The organism is Streptomyces sp. NPDC102406 (assembly GCF_044765725.1).
Classification (GTDB): Bacteria; Actinomycetota; Actinomycetes; order Streptomycetales; family Streptomycetaceae; genus Streptomyces.
Genome location: NZ_JBIWKP010000001.1, coordinates 602,395 through 620,743 on the forward strand (window position 1 = coordinate 602,395; position 18,349 = coordinate 620,743).

At 71.3% G+C, this 18,349-nt stretch carries 16 protein-coding genes and 2 pseudogenes; 10 read left to right on the plus strand and 8 right to left on the minus strand.

The window, feature by feature from the left end; translation table 11 throughout:
• Positions 1-250 precede the first annotated feature (250 nt).
• Positions 251-1,051, plus strand: coding sequence for a S16 family serine protease (locus ACIRF8_RS02840; RefSeq protein WP_404210163.1), 801 nt, complete (start codon positions 251-253; stop codon positions 1,049-1,051).
• Positions 1,052-1,099: 48 nt separating this feature from the next.
• On the opposite strand, the pseudogene ACIRF8_RS02845 reads toward ACIRF8_RS02840, so the two are convergent.
• The 3 genes and pseudogenes from ACIRF8_RS02845 to ACIRF8_RS02855 form a co-directional block, all read right to left on the minus strand.
• Positions 1,100-1,294: pseudogene (locus tag ACIRF8_RS02845) on the minus strand (glycine betaine ABC transporter substrate-binding protein); the annotation flags it as partial.
• A 115-nt stretch (positions 1,295-1,409) separates the two neighbouring features.
• Positions 1,410-2,102, minus strand: a pseudogene (locus ACIRF8_RS02850) (ABC transporter permease); the annotation flags it as partial.
• Complete coding sequence (locus tag ACIRF8_RS02855) at positions 2,099-2,569, minus strand: Lrp/AsnC family transcriptional regulator (protein ID WP_404210165.1); 471 nt, start codon at positions 2,567-2,569, stop codon at positions 2,099-2,101. The pseudogene ACIRF8_RS02850 and the gene ACIRF8_RS02855, both read right to left, overlap by 4 nt.
• 122 nt (positions 2,570-2,691) lie before the next feature.
• Between ACIRF8_RS02855 and hppD the strand changes: the two genes are divergently transcribed.
• Positions 2,692-3,849 (plus strand): 4-hydroxyphenylpyruvate dioxygenase, encoded by a 1,158-nt coding sequence (gene hppD, locus ACIRF8_RS02860; RefSeq protein WP_404210167.1) that lies wholly within the window; start codon positions 2,692-2,694, stop codon positions 3,847-3,849.
• 22 nt (positions 3,850-3,871) lie between these two features.
• On the opposite strand, the gene ACIRF8_RS02865 is transcribed toward hppD, so the two are convergent.
• Complete coding sequence (locus tag ACIRF8_RS02865) at positions 3,872-5,425, minus strand: tetratricopeptide repeat protein (protein ID WP_404210169.1); 1,554 nt, start codon at positions 5,423-5,425, stop codon at positions 3,872-3,874.
• 108 nt (positions 5,426-5,533) lie between these two features.
• Between ACIRF8_RS02865 and ACIRF8_RS02870 the strand changes: the two genes are divergently transcribed.
• Positions 5,534-6,904: an FAD-binding oxidoreductase gene (locus ACIRF8_RS02870; RefSeq protein ID WP_404210171.1), complete on the plus strand. Its 1,371-nt coding sequence runs from the start codon at positions 5,534-5,536 to the stop codon at positions 6,902-6,904.
• Between the two features lie 28 nt (positions 6,905-6,932).
• On the opposite strand, the gene ACIRF8_RS02875 is transcribed toward ACIRF8_RS02870, so the two are convergent.
• Positions 6,933-7,406 carry an SsgA family sporulation/cell division regulator gene (locus ACIRF8_RS02875; protein WP_404210173.1) on the minus strand — a complete coding sequence of 158 codons (474 nt, stop codon included), beginning with the start codon at positions 7,404-7,406 and terminating at the stop codon, positions 6,933-6,935.
• A 243-nt stretch (positions 7,407-7,649) separates the two neighbouring features.
• Between ACIRF8_RS02875 and ACIRF8_RS02880 the strand changes: the two genes are divergently transcribed.
• Positions 7,650-9,140 (plus strand): RDD family protein, encoded by a 1,491-nt coding sequence (locus ACIRF8_RS02880; RefSeq protein ID WP_404210175.1) that lies wholly within the window; start codon positions 7,650-7,652, stop codon positions 9,138-9,140.
• A gap of 69 nt (positions 9,141-9,209) precedes the next feature.
• Positions 9,210-9,932 (plus strand): RDD family protein, encoded by a 723-nt coding sequence (locus tag ACIRF8_RS02885; protein ID WP_404210177.1) that lies wholly within the window; start codon positions 9,210-9,212, stop codon positions 9,930-9,932.
• A 52-nt stretch (positions 9,933-9,984) separates the two neighbouring features.
• On the opposite strand, the gene ACIRF8_RS02890 is transcribed toward ACIRF8_RS02885, so the two are convergent.
• Positions 9,985-10,278 carry a hypothetical protein gene (locus tag ACIRF8_RS02890; protein ID WP_404210179.1) on the minus strand — a complete coding sequence of 98 codons (294 nt, stop codon included), beginning with the start codon at positions 10,276-10,278 and terminating at the stop codon, positions 9,985-9,987.
• 349 nt (positions 10,279-10,627) lie between these two features.
• Between ACIRF8_RS02890 and ACIRF8_RS02895 the strand changes: the two genes are divergently transcribed.
• Together ACIRF8_RS02895 and ACIRF8_RS02900 are read left to right on the plus strand one after the other, a co-directional pair.
• Positions 10,628-13,018 (plus strand): immune inhibitor A domain-containing protein, encoded by a 2,391-nt coding sequence (locus ACIRF8_RS02895; protein WP_404210181.1) that lies wholly within the window; start codon positions 10,628-10,630, stop codon positions 13,016-13,018.
• A 121-nt stretch (positions 13,019-13,139) separates the two neighbouring features.
• Positions 13,140-13,472 carry a hypothetical protein gene (locus ACIRF8_RS02900; RefSeq protein WP_404210183.1) on the plus strand — a complete coding sequence of 111 codons (333 nt, stop codon included), beginning with the start codon at positions 13,140-13,142 and terminating at the stop codon, positions 13,470-13,472.
• On the opposite strand, the gene ACIRF8_RS02905 is transcribed toward ACIRF8_RS02900, so the two are convergent.
• On the minus strand, positions 13,447-14,046 hold the full coding sequence (locus tag ACIRF8_RS02905) for an isochorismatase family protein (RefSeq protein ID WP_404210185.1): 600 nt from the start codon (positions 14,044-14,046) through the stop codon (positions 13,447-13,449). The genes ACIRF8_RS02900 and ACIRF8_RS02905 overlap by 26 nt on opposite strands.
• Positions 14,047-14,158: 112 nt before the next feature.
• Positions 14,159-15,487 (minus strand): nicotinate phosphoribosyltransferase, encoded by a 1,329-nt coding sequence (locus ACIRF8_RS02910; protein WP_404210187.1) that lies wholly within the window; start codon positions 15,485-15,487, stop codon positions 14,159-14,161.
• A 108-nt stretch (positions 15,488-15,595) separates the two neighbouring features.
• Between ACIRF8_RS02910 and clpS the strand changes: the two genes are divergently transcribed.
• The 3 genes from clpS to ACIRF8_RS02925 all read left to right on the plus strand — a co-directional run bounded on the left by clpS (position 15,596) and on the right by ACIRF8_RS02925 (position 18,331).
• Complete coding sequence (gene clpS, locus ACIRF8_RS02915; RefSeq protein ID WP_404210189.1) at positions 15,596-15,913, plus strand: ATP-dependent Clp protease adapter ClpS; 318 nt, start codon at positions 15,596-15,598, stop codon at positions 15,911-15,913.
• 57 nt (positions 15,914-15,970) lie between these two features.
• On the plus strand, positions 15,971-16,570 hold the full coding sequence (locus ACIRF8_RS02920; RefSeq protein ID WP_404210191.1) for a DUF2017 domain-containing protein: 600 nt from the start codon (positions 15,971-15,973) through the stop codon (positions 16,568-16,570).
• A gap of 324 nt (positions 16,571-16,894) precedes the next feature.
• Positions 16,895-18,331 (plus strand): amino acid permease, encoded by a 1,437-nt coding sequence (locus ACIRF8_RS02925; RefSeq protein ID WP_404210193.1) that lies wholly within the window; start codon positions 16,895-16,897, stop codon positions 18,329-18,331.
• Positions 18,332-18,349: the final 18 nt, after the last annotated feature.

Here is an 18,349-nt window from a genome sequence, read left to right on the forward strand (position 1 = left end):
GCGTCCTCGTACTCGCGGGCGCCCACCGCGCCCCCGCAGCCGCCCCGCTTTGTGCGGCCATCTCGCCGCGGGGCCGAGGGTCTTGCCCGGCCGCCGCCTCGGTGGGGGTTGGGCGCGCAGTTCCCCGCGCCCCTGAGATGCGCACTGCGTGCGGCATCTCCCGCTCCCCTGGGATGCGCCCTGCGTGCGTCCTCGTACTCGCGGGCGCCCACCGCGCCCCCGCCCCGGAGGTGCCGCGTAGATTAGGGGCGTGCTCAACCGCCTCAGTCGTCCCGTTGCCCTCGCCCTTTGCGCGCTCCCCGTTGTCGCGCTGCTCGCGGTGGCGGGGTTCGCCCCGTTGCCGTTCTCGGTGGCGCAGCCCGGGCCCACCACGAACGTGCTCGGTGACGACGGCGGCAAGCCCGTCATCAAGGTCACCGGGGCCCCCACCCGGGACACGCGCGGAGCGCTCCGCGCGGTGACCATCGTGGCGACCGGGCCCGATGCCCCGGTGCATCTCGGTGATGTGCTCGACGGGTGGTTCGCCGAGGACCGCGCGATCATGCCGCGGGACTCCGTCTACCCGGAGGGGAACACCACCAAGGAGATCGAGCGGCACAACAAGAAGGAGATGAAAGGGTCCCAGGACGCCGCCACCGAGGCCGCGCTCGCCTATCTGGGCGACGAGGGCCGTAACACGGGCGACGTGAAGGTCGCCTTGCAGCTCGGTGACGTCGGTGGTCCCAGCGCGGGCCTCCTCTTCTCGCTCGGCATCGTCGACCTGCTCGACGGCGACGGCAGCGGCGGTGACCTGACCGGCGGGAAGTCGATCGCGGGAACCGGCACCATCGACGGTGACGGCAAGGTCGGCGCTGTCGGCGGGGTCTCGCTCAAGGTGCAGGCCGCCGACCGGGACGGCGCCACCGTCTTCCTCGTACCGAGGGCGGAGTGCTCGGACGCGAAGGCGTCGGCGCCGAAGTCGATGCGGCTGATCCCGGTCTCCACGCTCAAGGGCGCGGTGACCGCGCTGACGGATCTGGAGCGGGACTCCGGCTCCGTGCCCTCCTGCTGAGACCCGTGCCCCGGCGGCTCACTCCTTGACGAAGCCCTGCCGCACCAGTCAGTCCTTCGCCACGTCGTGCGGGTCCTGGCCGTCGACGTCGACCTTGGCGTTGAGTTCCTGGGCGACGGTGTTGTCGAGCTTCTTCGTGATGGGGGCGAGGACCCCGGCCATCTTCGGGTACTTCTTCAGCGACTCGGTGTTGATCTCGGGTGCCGCGGTGTAGCCGGGGAAGAAGTGCCGGTCGTCCGCCTTGATCTCCATGGTGACGCTGTCCACGGCCGGCTCGGACGAGCCCGGGTAGTGCTCGGTCAGGTTCTCCGGTTCGATGCTCGCCCCGGACGCCTGTGGCGCGGACACGGATGCAGACACGGATGCCTCTCGGGATGGTCAGCCGTCCGATGAGGACGTACACGGCGTCGAAGATCAGGGCGAGGACGATGATGCCGAGGGTGCCCGCGAGCGCCTGGTTGAGCGCGTCGGCGCTGCCGAGGGAGGCGATGCCGCGGAAGATCTCGTTGCCGAGCCCGGGGCCCGAGGCGTACGCGGCGATCACGGCGATCGCCGCGATGCCCATGAGCATCTGCGTGGAGATCCGGATGCCGGTCAGAATCGGCGGCCACGCCAGCGGCAGCTCCACCCGGAACAGGCGGGCGATCCGCGACATCCCGATGCCCTTCGCCGCGTCGATCAGCGTGGGGTCGACGCCGCGCAGGCCCACGATGGCGTTGCGCACGATCGGCAGGAGCCCCTACAGGGGCAGCGAGATGACGGTCGGGGCGACGCCGAGCCCGACCAGCGGGATCAGCGGGATCAGCGGACCGACCATGGCGAGCGAGGGGATGGTCAGGATCGTCGAGGTGGCGGTGGTCGCGAGGCTCCCGGCCCAGTCGCCGCGGCAGGTGACGACGGCGACGACGATGCCGACGAGGGTGGCGACGACCACGCACTGGAAGACGGCGCCGGCATGCTGGTAGAAGTCGGAAAGCAACTGCTGGTGCCGGTTGACCAGGTGGTCCCAGAAGTTCGTCGCGCCTCGGCTCCGACCCGGGCCCGGCGTCAGGTATCTCCCGACGCCTGCTCCACCAGCGGGATGATCCGCAGCGGAACGGGGTTCTCCATGACGATCGCCGTGGAGGCCCGGACGATGCCGTCAAAACCGACGACCAGGTCGATCACCCGCTGCAGATCCGCGTTGGAGCGGGCCACGAGCCGGCACAGCATGTCCCCGCCACCGGTCGTCGTGTGCAGTTCCAGGACCTCGGGAACACCGTCCAAGTGCGCTCTGACGTCGGCTCCTTGCCCCTGCCGGATCTGGAGCGTGGCGAACGCCGTGACCGGATAGCCGAGCGCCGCCGGGTCCACCTGGGGGCCGAAGCCGCGGATGACTCCGTTCGAGGTGAGCCGGTCGAGACGGGCCTGCACGGTGCCGCGCGCCACGCCGAGGCGCCGGGACATCTCCAGGACCCCGATACGTGGCTCCTGGGCCAGCAGCACGATCAGCCGCCCGTCCAGATGATCGATCGGCATGCGCGCCTCCCGGGTGGTCATCCTGCGCAATCAGTCTGCCGGAACCGCCGACTCCCTGAACAGATTGCCCAGCGAAAACGCGAACTGTTGCGCATCTTGCGGAACGGCGGGAGCCTCCCCCCATGACGCAGACCACACACTCGTCCTCGCAGAACGCTCCCGACACCGCCCGGCAGGCCGACCCCTTCCCGGTGAAGGGCATGGACGCGGTCGTCTTCGCCGTGGGCAACGCCAAGCAGGCGGCGCACTACTACTCCACCGCCTTCGGCATGAAGCTGGTCGCCTACTCCGGACCGGAGAACGGCAGCCGCGAGACCGCCGCGTACGTCCTGACCAACGGCTCCGCGCGTTTCGTGTTCACCTCCGTCATCAAGGCGTCCACCGAGTGGGGGCACTTCCTCGCCGACCACGTCGCCGCCCACGGCGACGGCGTCGTCGACCTCGCCATCGAGGTGCCGGACGCGCGCGCCGCGTACGCCTACGCCGTCGAGCACGGCGCCCGCGGCATCGCCGAACCCTACGAGGTGAAGGACGAGCACGGCACGGTCGTGCTCGCCGCCATCGCGACGTACGGCAAGACCCGCCACACCCTGGTCGAGCGCTCCGGCTACGACGGCCCGTACCTGCCCGGCTTCGTCGCCGCCGCCCCGATCGTCGAGCCCCCGGCCAAGCGCACCTTCCAGGCCATCGACCACTGCGTCGGCAACGTCGAACTCGGCCGCATGAACGAGTGGGTGGCGTTCTACAACAAGGTCATGGGCTTCACGAACATGAAGGAGTTCGTGGGCGACGACATCGCGACCGAGTACAGCGCGCTGATGTCGAAGGTCGTCGCGGACGGCACGCTCAAGGTCAAGTTCCCGATCAACGAGCCGGCCGTCGCCAAGAAGAAGTCGCAGATCGACGAGTACCTGGAGTTCTACGGCGGTGCGGGCGTCCAGCACATCGCGCTCGCCACCAACGACATCGTCGCCTCCGTACGCGCCATGCGCGCGGCCGGCGTCCAGTTCCTCGACACCCCGGACTCCTACTACGACACGCTCGGCGAGTGGGCCGGTGAGACCCGCGTCCCCGTCGAGACGCTGCGCGAGCTGAAGATCCTCGTCGACCGCGACGAGGACGGCTACCTGCTGCAGATCTTCACCAAGCCGGTCCAGGACCGGCCGACCGTCTTCTTCGAGATGATCGAACGGCACGGCTCCATGGGCTTCGGCAAGGGCAACTTCAAGGCCCTGTTCGAGGCGATCGAGCGGGAGCAGGAGAAGCGCGGCAACCTCTGACCCGCGTGGGCGGCGAGCACCCTCAGCGGCGCTCGGCCGCCTGCCGGTGAGGGACCGCCCGGCCCGGCTTCGGCCGGGCCGGCGCGGCGGTGCGTGGGCGCGGCGGCCACATCTGCGCGGGCCCGCCCCCGGGCGGCTCCCCGAGCGCGGCCAGCGCCTGCCGGGCCCGCGGCGCGAACAGGGGGGAGAACGCCGGATTGATCCGCAGCGCCTCACCGAGATGGCGCCGAGCGGCCCCGTACCGGCCCAACCGGCGCTCCACCACGCCCAGGTGATACATCATCAGGCCGCTCCTCGGGCCTCCGGCCTTGCGCCGGTCCGCGGCCCGCCGCAGCCACTCCACCGCCTCGGTGTCGCGCCCGGCCCGGTGCAGCGCCCAGCCCAGCGCGTCCGCCGCCTCGACCCCCGGCGCCCGCCGCCACCGCGCGCGCAGCCCCCGCACCGCTGCCGCCGGATCCCCGTGATCGGCCTCGAAGCGGCCGAGCACGAGCGCGTCGTCCACCCCGTGCGCCCTCCGCGCCGCCGCGCGGGCCCGCACCGCGCCGTACTGGGCGCGGGCCGCTCCGGTCAGGTGCAGGGACTCGTACAACTCGCCCAGCTCCAGGGCATATTCGGGCGCCGGACGCTGGGCGAAGGCCCGCCGGTACGCCTGGGCCGCCTGCGACGCACGGCCCAGCGAGGCGAGGGCCCGGGCCCGGCCCGCCAGCGCGGCGGGGTACCTCGGGTCCGCGGCGAGCGCCGCGTCGAAGTGGCGCAGCGCGTCGGCGGATTCGCCGCGCTCCCAGGCCAGTTCGCCCCCGCGGTGCAGGAGCGCGGCCCGCTCGGTGGGCGTCCCCGCCCGCGCCGCCGCGTCGGCGAGCACCGCCGCGGCATCCTCCCGCCAGCCCCGGCCTCGATACACGGCCGCGGTACGCAGCGACACCGCCGTCCCCGCTGTGAGCCCGGACAGCTTCTCCAGGTTCCGCCCGGCCGCCTTGTCGTCCCCGAGGCCCTGACACGCGTCGACCAGCGCCGCGTACGCGGGCCAATGGTCCGGCGCCAGCCTCACCGCGGCCTCGCCCCACCCGCGGGCGGAGCGCCAGTCGCCCCGCGCGGCGGCCAGTTCGGCGAGACCGTCGAGTACCGCCACGTTCCGGCGCGGCCGCAGCGCCAGCGCACGGCGCAGCGCCCGCTCGGCCGCGGTGTAGGACGCCGGGTCGGCCGTACGCGTCCCGCGCTCCACGTAGGCGGCCCCGAGCGCCGCCCACGTCCGGTCCGCCCGCGGGTGCGCCCGCAGCGCGGCCTCCCGCTCGGCGATCAGCGCGGTCAGGTCGGGCAGCGCGGCGGGCGCCCCGGCTGAGGCCGCGATCACCGCCCGCCCGGCGGGCCCCGGCAGCGCGGAGGGCGCCCGCACGTCCCCGTCCGGCCGCAGCAGCGCACCGCCGAGGAACAAGCACCCCGTGACGCACACGGCGAGGGTGCGCCGCAGGGCGGGGGTCAGGCGGCGGCGCGGCGTGCTGAACGCGGACGGCACGCCGGGCCCCGTGGTGTCCGCAGCGAAGTCCGGCGGCTCCGGGTATGCCAGGGCGTGCTCCATGGCGGCCACTGTGCGGCCCCGCGAGGAACGTGCCCGGGCGCCATTCCGGCCCGGGTCCGACCCCGCGGGCGGGTTCACACCGATGGCCCCGAGTGCCAGGCTGTGATCATGAGCCGCACCCTCATCGCCCTCCTCGGCGACGGGCTGCCCGCCGAGGCGCTCGTCACCGACCCCGACATCACGGCCTCCTACGCCCACGACATGGCGAGCTTCTGCGACGCCGGAAGCCCCGCGGTCGTCGTCCTGCCCCGCACCGTCGAACAGGTCCAGCACGTCATGCGCACCGCCACCGCGCTGCGCGTCCCCGTCGTCCCCCAGGGCGCGCGCACGGGCCTGTCGGGCGCCGCCAACGCCTCCGACGGCTGCATCGTGCTCTCGCTCGTCAAGATGGACCGCATCCTGGAGATCAACCCGGTCGACCGGATCGCCGTCGTCGAGCCGGGCGTCATCAACGCCACGCTGTCCCGCGCCGTCGAGGAACACGGCCTGTACTACCCGCCCGACCCGTCGAGCTGGGAGATGTGCACCATCGGCGGCAACATCGGCACGGCCTCCGGCGGCCTGTGCTGCGTGAAGTACGGCGTCACGGCGGAGTACGTGCTCGGCCTCGACGTCGTCCTCGCCGACGGCCGCCTGCTCTCCACCGGACGGCGCACCGCGAAGGGCGTCGCCGGTTACGACCTCACCCGCCTCTTCGTCGGCTCCGAGGGCAGCCTCGGCATCGTGGTCGGGGCCACGCTCGCGCTGAAGCCGAAGCCGCCCCGACAGCTCGTCCTGGCGGCCGAGTTCGCGTCGCAGGCCGCGGCCTGCGACGCCGTCTGCGCCATCATGGCGGGCGGCCACGTCCCCTCGCTCCTGGAGCTGATGGACCGCACGACCGTCAAGGCGGTCAACGACATGGCGCACATGGGTCTGCCCGAGACCACCGAAGCGCTCCTCCTCGCCGCCTTCGACACCCCGGAACCGGCCCAGGACCTCGCCGCCGTCGGCGCCCTGTGCGAGGCCGCGGGCGCCACCCAGGTCGTGCCCGCCGAGGACGCCGCCGAGTCCGAACTGCTGCTCCAGGCGCGCCGGTTGTCCCTCACCGCCCTCGAAGCGGTCAAAGGCACGACGATGATCGACGACGTGTGCGTGCCGCGCTCGAAGCTCGGCGCGCTCCTCGAAGGCGTCGAGCGCATCGCCGAGAAGTACGCCCTCACCATCGGGGTCTGCGCCCACGCGGGCGACGGCAACACCCACCCCACCGTCTGCTTCGACGCCCTGGACGCCGACGAGGGCCGCCGCGCCCGCGAGTCCTTCGACGAGATCATGGCGCTCGGTCTCGCACTCGGCGGCACCATCACGGGCGAGCACGGCGTCGGCGTCCTGAAGAAGGAGTGGCTGGCGCGCGAACTCGGCCCGGTCGGCGTCGACGTACAGCGGGCGGTCAAGGCGACCTTCGACCCGCTCGGCCTCCTCAACCCGGGCAAGCTGTTCTGACCGAGGCTCCCGCGGTCCGCGCGGCGCCTCACCGGTCGTCGGACGAGTCGTCCGACGACCACGGGTCGCGCGGGTAGAGGTCGTCGGCCGGGGTCGTGGCCAGCAGCTCGGCGAGGCCGTCGTCGATCCCGAGCTGCTCGCCCTCAGAGCCCGGGGGGACCGCCCGCAAGGTCCGCTCCAGCCAGGCCGAGACCGGCGCGGCGGGCGCCTCCAGGAGCGCGTCGCCGTCCGGTGAGGTCAGCGCCATCAGGACGACGTTGCGCCCCTCCGTCTTCGTCGGCCACACCCGCACGTCCCCGTGCCCGCACGGCCGGAACACTCCCTCCACGAGGAGTTCGCGGGCGAACGTCCAGTGGACCGGATGCTCCGAACCGAGATGGAACATGATGTGGACGGCGTACGGGTCGTCGGCCCGGTAGGTGAGGCGGGCCGGTACGGGGATGCTCCGCTCGGGCGACAGCACCAGTTTCAGCTCGAGTTCGCGTTCCACCACGGTGTGCATGTCGGGCGCTTCCTTTCTTCTGTACGCGGCCCGGGAGCGGGCCCGTACAAGGTGAGAGCGCGCTGTCCCGTCGGCATTACGCGAGTTCGGGAAAGTATTTACGCCGGCCCATGGGCCCCCGTCACGTTGCCGGTTCGTTGCCCGGAAAGTGGGGCGTACCGGCGGACCGGCACGGGCGGGCGCGGCGGTCTGATAGATGTGGAGGTCACAACAAGACCCCCGAGCAGATACGGGACGACGGACATGAGCGCCCCAACCCCGGCCCCCGGTGACGACAGGCCCCGCGAAGGCTATTACCCCGACCCGTCCATTCCCGGATATGTCCGGTACTGGAACGGAGCCGCCTGGGTCCCCGGCACCAGCCGCCCCGCCCCGTCGGAAGGCGAGACCCTGCCGACCCCGCGGGGTTCGGCGCCTTCGCCCGCCCCGGTGGAGGAGACCGGCCCCGTCTTCCTCGACGAGGAACCCTCCGTGCGTACGGAGACGGGCCCCGATGAGCCGGACTCGCCCGAGCCCGCCTCCGCCTGGGCCGCCGACACCTCCCACCAGACCGGCTTCGGCGGCGACCAGGACCGCCGGGTCTCCTGGGGAGCGGACGGCCCCGACGAGGAGCCCGGGGAAGCCACCGACGCCCCGGCCGCCCCCGCCCCCGCCCCGGCCACCCCGGCCCCGGCCCCCGAGCGGTCCGACGGCACGGTCGCGATCCGCGCCGTGCGGCCCGGCGCCGAGCCGTCCCCGCGCCGCGAGGGCACCCTGACGATCAGGGCCGTCCCGCAGCAGACGCCCGCCGAGAAGCAGGCCCCGGAACCCGCACCCGCATCCGAACCCGCACCGACCCGGACGCCCGCCCCGGCGGAAAGACCGGCCCCGGCCGTGACCCCGGCGCCCGCACCCGCCGCCGCGCAGACCCCGGCGCCCACCCCCGGATACGGGTATCCGCCCGCCGCCCCACAGCCACAGCCACAGCCCCAGCCCCAGCCCGTGACGCCGACGCCGACGCCGAGCCCGGCTCCGGCCGCGAACCGGCCCGGCTACGGCTACCCCCCGCCCGCGCAGTCCGCGCCCGCGTACGGCTATCCGCAGCCCGCCGTGCCGACACCCGTCACCCAGGGGCCCGGCGGCGGTTCGCCGTCCTGGGCGCAGCAGGTGCACCAGCTCGCGACACCGCAGGCCGCGGAGGCGAACGGCCCGGTCACCCCGTTCAAGCCGGTCGCCTCGGACCCGTTCCTCGCCGCCGCCCAGGCGCAGGCGTCCGCACGGCCCGCGGGGCTCGGCAAGCGGTTCGTGGCCCGCCTCATCGACTCGGTCGTCCTGCTCGCCGTCACGGCCGCCGCGGGCCTGCCGCTCGGTGTCCGCGCCGCCGACCACATCGACAGCAAGATCGACGCGGCGAAGGCGTCGGGCCGGCAGGTCACGGTCTGGCTGCTCGACGGCACGACCGCGACGTACCTCGGCATCGTGCTCGCCGTGCTGCTCGTCTTCGGCGTCCTCTACGAGGCGCTGCCGACCGCGAAATGGGGCCACACGCTGGGCAAGCGGCTGATGGGCCTGAGCGTGCGGGAGATCGAGGGCAGCGACTCCCCGTCGTTCGGCGCGGCCCTGCGCCGCTGGCTCGTCTACTGCGTGCCCGGCGTGCTCGGTATCGGCCTCTTCGGTGTGCTGTGGGGCGCCGTCGACCGGCCCTGGCACCAGTGCCTGCACGACAAGGCGGCCCGCACGTTCGTGGCCGGATAGCGCCGTCCGGGTCATCCGGACGGCGGCCCGCCGGGTGCGTCGCGCGGGCGTTCGCGGTCCACTCGGGCCATGAGTAGCGAACCGCCGCCCAACGGATCCGGCCCACCGCCGGACGACGACCCGTTCCGCAAGCCGCCCCCGGCCCAGCCGGGCGGCGGCTCCCCGTACGACGGTCCGAGCGGCCCCCAGGGCTCACCGGGCCAGAACCCGTACGACTCCCCGCAGAATCCCTATGGCGCGACGCCCCCGCCGGGCGGGGGCACCCCGCCCCCGTACGGCGGCGGCCCACCCCCTCCGTACGGCGGTGACCCGTACGGGCCCGGCGGCACCGACCCGCTGGCCGGGATGGCGCCACCGGCCGACAGCGGCAAGCGCGTCCTGGCGCGCATCATCGACCTGATCCTGGTCGGGATCGTCGTCGGCCTGCTGTCGTGGGCCTTCGGGACCTCCGAGTACGAGACGGACCCCGACAAGATCCAGTACGGCCGGCAGTTCGGTCAGTCACTGCTCGCGGCCGTGCTCTACATCGGCTACGACACCATCATGACGGCGAAGACCGGCCAGACTCTCGGCAAGAAGCTGATGAAGCTGCGCGTGGCCAACCTCGACAACGGGGCGACGCCCAGCGTGCAGACCAACCTGATCCGCGCGCTCGTCCTGTGGATCCCCGCCGTGTTCTGCTGCGCCTGCGTCTGGACGGCGATCTGCGGCGGCTGGAGCTTCTTCGACAAGCCCTACAAGCAGGGCCTGCACGACAAGGCCGCCAAGACGGTGGTCGTCAGCAGCGCCTGAGAGGCGGGCTCTCGGACGCGGTGACGTATGGCCGAACCGGCGGGTCCGTTCCTCACGGGCCCGCCGGTTCGCGTTCCCTGACGGCGGGCTCGCTCGTGCGCGCCGGGGCGGCGATGTGTCGCGTCGGCATCCGCTCGGCCCGCCGGGCGGCCTTGGGCGCGGCGGTGGGGGCCGGTCCGCGCCGGGGCACGGAGAACGCCACGAACACCCCGAGGATGAGGGCCGACACGGCGATCACGGGCACTCCGGGGCCCGAGTCCGTCTCGGACAGCAGCAGCATGGCGAGGGTGGAGCAGACGACGGTGGCGGAACCGTAGAGGAGCTGTGCGACGGTGGGTCGAGGCATGGCGGTATCCGTCCTCGTGACATCGGGGGAGCGCGAGAAGGGCGAACCCGGTGGGTCACACCGTGTCGGTCCCGACTCTATTCGGACCTGTGCCCGAGTGGAACGGCCAGTAAGCATGACCTAACCCACAGTGCAGGTGCATGGGGGGCGCACGGAATCATCCGGTCCACCAGATGGACTGCCCGACGCGCCGTGCGTATCGCCGCGCTTGTCCGGATTCCGGATCCGCCCCCCTGGATAGTGCAACGCAAACGTCATCGTCAAGGGCTGTTATTTCTCCTCTACCTCCGGTCAAATGGCGTCACTTGTGACACGTGGCCGACGCGCCACGGAGGAGGGGACCACCCAAGTGACCACGAAGAGACGCGCGTTGCGATCCGCCGCCGTGCTCGTGACCCTGGCCGCCACCGCGGCCACCGGTTCCATAGCGGCGACGACCGCGCAGGCCGACACGCCGGCCGCGACGAGCACGACCTCCGGAAAGACGTACGGGGGCAAGGGCCATGTGATGGACGGCCCGTTCAGCAAGCAGCAGGAGCAGCAGCGCCGGACGGCCCTCCAGAACGTCCTCCAGGGCACGTCGAAGGTCCAGGAACGGTACGGCTCCAAGGTCGTCGACCTCGGCAAGGGCAAGTACGTCGAGCTGGGCCGCGAGCGCACGGACAAGATCTTCACGATCCTGACCGAGTTCGGCGACAAGATCGACAACACCACGCTGGTGGACCGCGCCGACGACAACACCACCGAGCTGAAGCCGAAGTACGGCGGCACGGCCGGTCCGCTGCACAACCGGATAGCCGAGCCGGACCGTGCGAAGGACAACAGCACGGCCTGGCAGAAGGACTACAACTCCCAGCACTACAAGGACCTTTACTTCGGGTCCGGCAAGGGCGTCGACTCCCTCAAGACGTACTACGAGAAGACGTCGTCGGGGCGCTACTCGGTCGACGGCGAGGTCTCCGACTGGGTCAAGGTCCCCTGGAACGAAGCCCGTTACGGCTCGAACTACTGCGGCGCCGACAACTGCCCGAACGTCGAGGACCTGGTCCGCGACGGCATCACGGCGTGGGTCGAGCAGCAGAAGGCGGCCGGCAAGTCCGACGCCGACATCAAGGCCGACCTCGCCCAGTACGACCAGTGGGACCGCACGGACCACGACAACGACGGCAACTTCAACGAGCCCGACGGCTACATCGACCACTTCCAGATCGTCCACGCGGGCGAGGACGGGTCGGCCGGCGGCGGTGCGCAGGGCGGCGACTCCCTGTGGGCGCACCGCGGTTACGCCTACAGCCGCGACGACGGCGACACCGGCCCCGCGGGCTTCAAGGCGGGCGGCACCCCCGTCGGCGACACCGGCATCTGGGTCGGCGACTACACGATGCAGCCGGAGAACGGCGGCCTCGGCGTCTTCGCCCACGAGTACGCCCACGACCTGGGCCTGCCCGACCTGTACGACACCTCGAACCAGGCCGAGAACTCGGTCGGCTTCTGGTCGCTGATGTCGGCCGGTTCCTGGCTCGGCACGGGCAAGAACGAGATCGGTGACCTGCCCGGCGACATGACCGCCTGGGACAAGCTCCAGCTCGGCTGGCTCAACTACGACAAGGCGAAGGCGGCGACCAAGTCGACGCACAGGCTCGGTGTGGCGGAGTACAACACCAAGCTGAAGCAGGCGCTCGTCGTCGAACTGCCCGAGAAGAACGTCACCACCGACATCGTGAAGCCCGCCCAGGGCTCCAAGCAGTGGTGGTCGGACTACGGCGACGACCTCGACAACACCCTCGCGCGCCCGGTCGACCTGACCGGCAAGGCGAAGGCGTCGCTGGAGCTCGACGGCTGGTGGAACATCGAGAAGGACTACGACTACCTGTACACGCAGGTCTCCACCGACGGCGGCGCGAGCTGGAAGTCGATCGACGGCACGGCCGACGGCGTCACCATCCCGCGCGACGGCGGCGACAAGCCCGCCCTGACCGGTGACTCCACCACGTTCCAGCACCTGGTCTTCCCGCTCGACGCGTACGCGGGCACCAAGATCGACGTCCGGTTCCGCTACAAGACCGACGGCGGCGCGGGCGGCCTCGGCTTCACCGCCGACAACCTCAAGGTCGTGGCGGACGGTTCGGCCGTCTTCACGGACGACGCCGAGGGCGACGACAACGGCTGGACCCCGCGCGGCTTCTCCCGCGTCGGCGCCTCCATCAGCGGCGACTACCCGCAGTTCTACCTCGCCGAGAACCGCCAGTACGTCAGCTACGACAAGACCCTCAAGGTCGGCCCGTACAACTTCGGCTGGCGCGACGGCGGCGCGAAGAACGCCTGGGTGGAGCACTACCAGTACCGCCCCGGACTCGTCGTCTGGCAGTGGGACACCTCGCAGCGCAACAACAACGTCGGCCAGCACCCCGGCAAGGGTCTGGTCCTCCCGGTCGACGCGCACGCGAAGCCGTTGAAGTGGGCGGACGGCAAGCTGATCACCAACAAGATCACGCCGTACGACGCCGCCTTCGGCTGGTACCCGGTGCCGGGCATGAAGCTGCACAAGCTGGGCGTCGAGACGAAGATCCCGGCGCAGCTCGGCGTCCCGGTCTTCGACGACCACAAGGGCACCTACTGGTACAAGGAGAACCCGACGGGCAGTGTCCAGACAACTGACACCAACACCCGAATCTCGATCGTGAGCCAGCCGCTCGACGGCTCCGCCATGACGATCAAGGTCGGCCCCTCGGTGAAGTAGCGGGTAGAACCGCAGGTCACAAGCGTATCGGCCGCGACCCCCTGGCGGGTCGCGGCCGATCGTGTTTGAGTGCGTCCCGTGGGTTCCTTATTGACGCGACGTCTTACGGGGGTGTGACCGCATGTCCGCAGGAGGGTTCTGCAAGCTGCCGGGCGGCAGTGTGGTGGTCGCCATGACGCTGCCCGCGCCGGGCGTCGGCGAGGGCGCGGTCCGCATCCTCGTGCACGCCGCGAACCGGGCCAGGGCCCTGACCCGGCTGCGCAACCTGGGCCTGCGCGCGGTCTACCTGCGGGGCAACGCGCACCCGCCGACCCCCGACGAGATCACCGCGGTCCTGCACCACCCGGACGGCCTCCTGTGGCGCCGGGCCCCGAACGCGACGGCGGGCGAGCTGTGGCACCCGATACGGGCGCTGCTGAGCCCCGGTCCTAAGCCACGGCAGGCTTCCCGGTGAGTTCGACCCCGGCGGCCCGCATCTCCTCCAGCGCCGCCTCGGTCGTACCGGCGGCGACCCCCGCGGTCAGGTCCAGCAGCACCTGCGTACGGAAACCCTCGCGGACGGAGTCCAGCGCGGTGGCCCGTACGCAGTGGTCCGTGGCGATGCCGACCACGTCCACCTCGGCGATGTCCCGGGCCCGCAGCCACTCGGCCAGGGTGACCCCGTTCTCGTCGGCCCCCTCGAACCCGCTGTAGGCGGCGGCGTACGCCCCCTTGTCGAACACCGCGTCGATGGCGCCGGAGGCGACCGCGGGCGCGAAGTTCGGGTGGAAGCCCACGCCCTCCGTCCCGGCGACGCAGTGCGCGGGCCAGCTCCGGACGTAGTCTGGGGAGTGCGGCGGCGCGGCGAAGTGCTCACCGGGGTCGACGTGGTGGTCGCGGGTGGCGACGACGTGCTGGTACCCGCTGCCGGCGGTCTGCCCGATGAGATCCGTGACAGCGGCAGCGACATCGGCACCCCCCGCCACCGCGAGGCTGCCGCCCTCGCAGAAATCGTTCTGCACGTCTACGACGATCAGGGCGCGGCGCATGGTCGGTGTCCTCACTCGGGTATGCCGTGGTGGGCTCGGGAATGACGAGCGTAGAAGCTCCGGGCGCGGAGCGGGAGGGGGCGACCGGGGCGTCCGGCCGCACCCCGCGGGCTCACACGTACTCGGTGGGGATGACGGCCTCGCCCCGGGAGAGCTGCGTCGCCGACAGCGGCAGCCCGTCGCGGGCCGCGATGTGCCGCTCGCGCACCGCGTCCAGCGGCTCGCGGGCCAGCACCTCCCCGCCCCTGACCAGCTCGACCAGGAGCTGGTGGTCGACGAGCTCGTCCGGCACCGCGCCGGTGCCCACGACCTCGGCCTCCGCCGCCCCGTTCTCGTCGCGCCGGCGCGCGGCCCACTTGCGGCCGCCGATCGACGTCTTGCCGCCCGCCGACTTCTTCGCGACCGGCACCAGCGGCGCCTTCGGATCGGCGGACTCGGCGCGCGCGACCAGCTTGTAGACCATCGAGCAGGTCGGATGCCCGGAGCCGGTCACCAGTTGCGTACCGACGCCGTACGCGTCCACGGGCGCGGCCCGCAGCGAGGCGATGGCGTACTCGTCGAGGTCGGAGGTGACCACGATCTTGGTGTCCTTGGCGCCGAGTTCGTCGAGCTCCTTGCGCACGCGGTGCGCGACGAGCAGCAGGTCGCCCGAGTCGATCCGGACGGCGCCGAGCTTCGGCCCGGCGATGTCGACGGCCGTGCGGACCGCCTCCTGCACGTCGTAGGTGTCCACGAGCAGCGTCGTTCCCTCGCCGAGGGAGTCGACCTGGGCACGGAACGCGTCGCGCTCGGTGTCGTGCAGCAGCGTGAAGGCGTGGGCGCTGGTGCCGACGGTCGGGATGCCGTAGCGGAACCCGGCCGCCAGGTCCGACGTCGTCGCGAACCCGCCCACGTACGCGGCGCGCGAGGCGGCGACGGCGGCCAGCTCGTGCGTGCGCCGCGCGCCCATCTCGATCAGCGGCCGGTCCCCGGCGGCCGAGGCCATCCGGGAGGCGGCGGCGGCGATCGCCGAGTCGTGGTTGAGGATGGAGAGGATCACCGTCTCCAGGAGCACGCACTCCGCGAAGGAGCCCTCGACGCGCAGGACCGGGGAGCCGGGGAAGTAGACCTCACCCTCCGGGTAGCCCCAGATGTCGCCGGAGAAACGGTACTCCGAGAGCCACTGGAGCGTCGGCTCGTCGACGACGCCGCGCTCGCGCAGAAAGCCGAGCACGCCCGCGTCGAAGCGGAAGTTCTCCACGGCGTCCAGGACGCGCCCGGTGCCCGCGACGACGCCGTAGCGACGGCCCTCCGGCAGGCGGCGGGTGAAGACCTCGAAGACCGAGTGCCGGTCGGCGGCGCCTCCGTGCAGAGCGGCCTGAAGCATCGTCAGCTCGTAATGGTCGGTGAAAAGCGCTGTCGACGGAACGTCCACCGGCAGGCCAAGGTCCGCTGTGTTCATGAAATGGATGCTACCCCCGATTAGCGTCAGGGTGACGATTTCTGACGCCCGTTCGCGCGAACCGGCGCGAGCGGCCCGTTTGTGCGCCCGACGCCCGGTGGTGGCAGCATGGGCCATGTGACGGCTCCAGCACCTCTTGAGATCGAGAACCCGGAGACGACGGAGGACCTCTCCGTGGTCCCCGAGCCGGACGTCCCCTGGATCACGCTCGTCCACAACGACCCGGTCAACCTGATGAGCTACGTGACGTACGTCTTCCAGAGCTACTTCGGCTACTCCAAGGAGAAGGCCACGAAGCTCATGATGGACGTCCACCAGAAGGGGCGCGCGGTGGTCTCCACCGGCAGCCGCGAGGAGATGGAGCGGGACGTCCAGGCCATGCACGGCTACGGCCTGTGGGCCACGCTGCAACAGGATCGGAAGTAGGCACGTGCTGACGCGGTACGTGCGTTCCATGCGGTACGTGAGGGGTACGTCGCTCTGATGCCCGGGCATTTCGAACCGATCCCCGGCGGCGGCGCGGCCGTCGCCCTCGACGACGTCGAGATCTCCATCATCCGCTCGCTCGCCGTGCAGCTCCTGGAGCTGATCGGGCCAGGACCCGGCGGCGAGATCTCGGACGACCCGCTCGCCGAACTCTTCGCCGAAGGACCCAGCGAGCCGCCCACCGACGCGGTGCTGCGCCGCCTGCTCCCGGACGCGTACGGCGGTCCGGGCGGACCCTCCGGCGCGGACGAGGACGAGCTGCGCGCCTACTCCTCGGAGTTCCGCCGCTTCACCGAGAACGATCTGCGGGCCGGCAAGCGCGAGGACGCCCTCGCCGTCGTCCGCTCGCTGGACGCGCTCAGCCCGGGCGGCGGCGGTGGCGCGGTCCTGAAGCTCTCCCAGGACGAGTCGGTCCAGTGGATGCGGGCCCTGAACGATCTGCGGCTCGCCATCGGCACCCGCCTCGACATCACCGACGAGGAGGACACGGACCTCCTCTACCGCCTCCCGGACGAGGACCCGCGCAAGCCGATGGTGATGGCGTACCTGTGGCTGGGCGGGCTCCAGGAGACCCTGGTCGAAACGCTTATGCCCTGATCACGCCGGGTTATGTTCGCTCAGCGGTCACTCAAATCCGTATAACGATCGCGTCACCACCCTGGCCCCCCTTGCGACGGTCGGCGCACTTTGTCCCCTTTTTCCAGTGGTCCGTGTCACATGCGGGGGGTTGGGGCGGCGTGAACGCCGTGATAAATCTTCACGACCACCTGACGGACGCCACCCCTGTCCGCCGGGGGCGCCCTTGTCGGCCGACCGCCGGCAGGCACAGCTCCATCCATCCAGGGGCCCAGCCCCCAAGGATCGTCACAGTCGATCCGAGCCACCGACGGCACGGATCGGCATGGAGAAAGGCGCAGCATCATGACCTCAGTGCAGGTCGACAAGCACAAAGCCGGCAATGAGGCCGTGAGCGACACCGCCGAGGGCGGTGAGGGCTACCAGCGGGGCCTCGGCTCCCGGCAGATCCAGATGATCGCCATCGGCGGCGCCATCGGGACCGGTCTCTTCCTCGGCGCGGGCAAGGGCATCTCCAAGGCGGGCCCCAGCCTGATCCTCGCGTACGCCATCGCGGGCCTCGTCATCTTCTTCATCATGCGGGCGCTCGGCGAGCTCCTCATGTACCGCCCGGTCTCCGGCTCGTTCTCGGAGTACGCGCGCGAGTTCATCGGCCCCTTCGCGGGCTTCGTGACCGGCTGGACGTACTGGCTGTTCTGGGTCATCACCGGCATGACCGAGGTCACCGCCGCCGCCACCTACATGACGTACTGGTGGGACATCCCGCAATGGGTGTCCGCGCTCGTCTTCACCGTCATCCTGTACGGCGCCAACCTGATCTCCGTGAAGCTCTTCGGTGAGCTGGAGTTCTGGTTCTCCATGGTCAAGGTCACCGCCATCGTCGGCATGATCCTCATTTGCGCCGGCATCCTCACCCTCGGCTTCTCCGACGCCGGCGACACCGCCTCCGTCACCCACCTGTGGGACCAGGGCGGCTTCTTCCCGCACGGCATCGGCAACACCCTCATGACCCTCCAGATGGTCATGTTCGCCTTCCTCGCCGTCGAGCTGGTCGGCGTCACCGCGGGCGAGTCCAAGGACCCGAAGAAGGTCCTGCCCAAGGCCATCAACACCGTGCCGTGGCGCATCGCCGTCTTCTACGTCGGCGCCCTCATCATGATCCTCTCCGTCGTGCCGTGGACGAACTTCCAGCCGGGCGTCAGCCCCTTCGTCGCCGCCTTCGAGAAGATGGGCCTGGCCGCGGGCGCGGGCATCGTCAACTTCGTCGTGCTCACCGCCGCCCTGTCCTCCTGCAACTCCGGCATGTACTCCACCGGCCGCATGCTGCGCGACCTCGCGCTCAACGGCCAGGGCCCGGGCTTCTTCACCAAGCTGACCAAGAACGGCCTGCCCCTCATCGGCACGACCGTCTCCGCCGCGATGATGCTCGTCGGCGTCTGGATCAACTACCAGTGGCCCGGCGAGGCGTTCAACTACGTCGTCTCCTTCGCCACCATCTCCGGCATGTGGGCCTGGATCGTCATTCTCATCTGCCAGATCCGCTACCGCCTCAAGTCCGACCGCGGCGAACTCCCCACGTCCGAGTTCCGCGCCCCCGGCGGTGTCTGGGCGAGCGGCTTCTCGCTGGCCTTCATCGCGATGGTCATCGTCATGATGGGCATCGACAAGGACGCCCGCGTCTCCCTGTACGCGGCTCCCGTGTGGGGCGTCATCCTCGGCGTCGCCTACTTCTTCCTGCGCAGGCGCAACCCGCAGAGCGCCGCGTTCGCCAAGCGCTCGTAGCGGCTCGTCCCATCATGT

What these genes read in the sequence shown, in the direction of transcription:
- ACIRF8_RS02900 (WP_404210183.1), top strand. Translation starts at nt 13,140, where the DNA reads ATGTCCGCAGGAGGGTTCTGCAAGCTGCCGGGCGGCAGTGTGGTGGTC.
- ACIRF8_RS02890 (WP_404210179.1), bottom strand. Translation starts at nt 10,278, where the DNA reads ATGCCTCGACCCACCGTCGCACAGCTCCTCTACGGTTCCGCCACCGTC.
- ACIRF8_RS02885 (WP_404210177.1), top strand. Translation starts at nt 9,210, where the DNA reads ATGAGTAGCGAACCGCCGCCCAACGGATCCGGCCCACCGCCGGACGAC.
- ACIRF8_RS02910 (WP_404210187.1), bottom strand. Translation starts at nt 15,487, where the DNA reads ATGAACACAGCGGACCTTGGCCTGCCGGTGGACGTTCCGTCGACAGCG.
- ACIRF8_RS02870 (WP_404210171.1), top strand. Translation starts at nt 5,534, where the DNA reads ATGAGCCGCACCCTCATCGCCCTCCTCGGCGACGGGCTGCCCGCCGAG.
- hppD (WP_404210167.1), top strand. Translation starts at nt 2,692, where the DNA reads ATGACGCAGACCACACACTCGTCCTCGCAGAACGCTCCCGACACCGCC.
- ACIRF8_RS02875 (WP_404210173.1), bottom strand. Translation starts at nt 7,406, where the DNA reads ATGCACACCGTGGTGGAACGCGAACTCGAGCTGAAACTGGTGCTGTCG.
- ACIRF8_RS02920 (WP_404210191.1), top strand. Translation starts at nt 15,971, where the DNA reads ATGCCCGGGCATTTCGAACCGATCCCCGGCGGCGGCGCGGCCGTCGCC.
- clpS (WP_404210189.1), top strand. Translation starts at nt 15,596, where the DNA reads ATGGGCCATGTGACGGCTCCAGCACCTCTTGAGATCGAGAACCCGGAG.
- ACIRF8_RS02880 (WP_404210175.1), top strand. Translation starts at nt 7,650, where the DNA reads ATGAGCGCCCCAACCCCGGCCCCCGGTGACGACAGGCCCCGCGAAGGC.
- ACIRF8_RS02865 (WP_404210169.1), bottom strand. Translation starts at nt 5,425, where the DNA reads ATGGAGCACGCCCTGGCATACCCGGAGCCGCCGGACTTCGCTGCGGAC.
- ACIRF8_RS02905 (WP_404210185.1), bottom strand. Translation starts at nt 14,046, where the DNA reads ATGCGCCGCGCCCTGATCGTCGTAGACGTGCAGAACGATTTCTGCGAG.
- ACIRF8_RS02925 (WP_404210193.1), top strand. Translation starts at nt 16,895, where the DNA reads ATGACCTCAGTGCAGGTCGACAAGCACAAAGCCGGCAATGAGGCCGTG.
- ACIRF8_RS02855 (WP_404210165.1), bottom strand. Translation starts at nt 2,569, where the DNA reads ATGCCGATCGATCATCTGGACGGGCGGCTGATCGTGCTGCTGGCCCAG.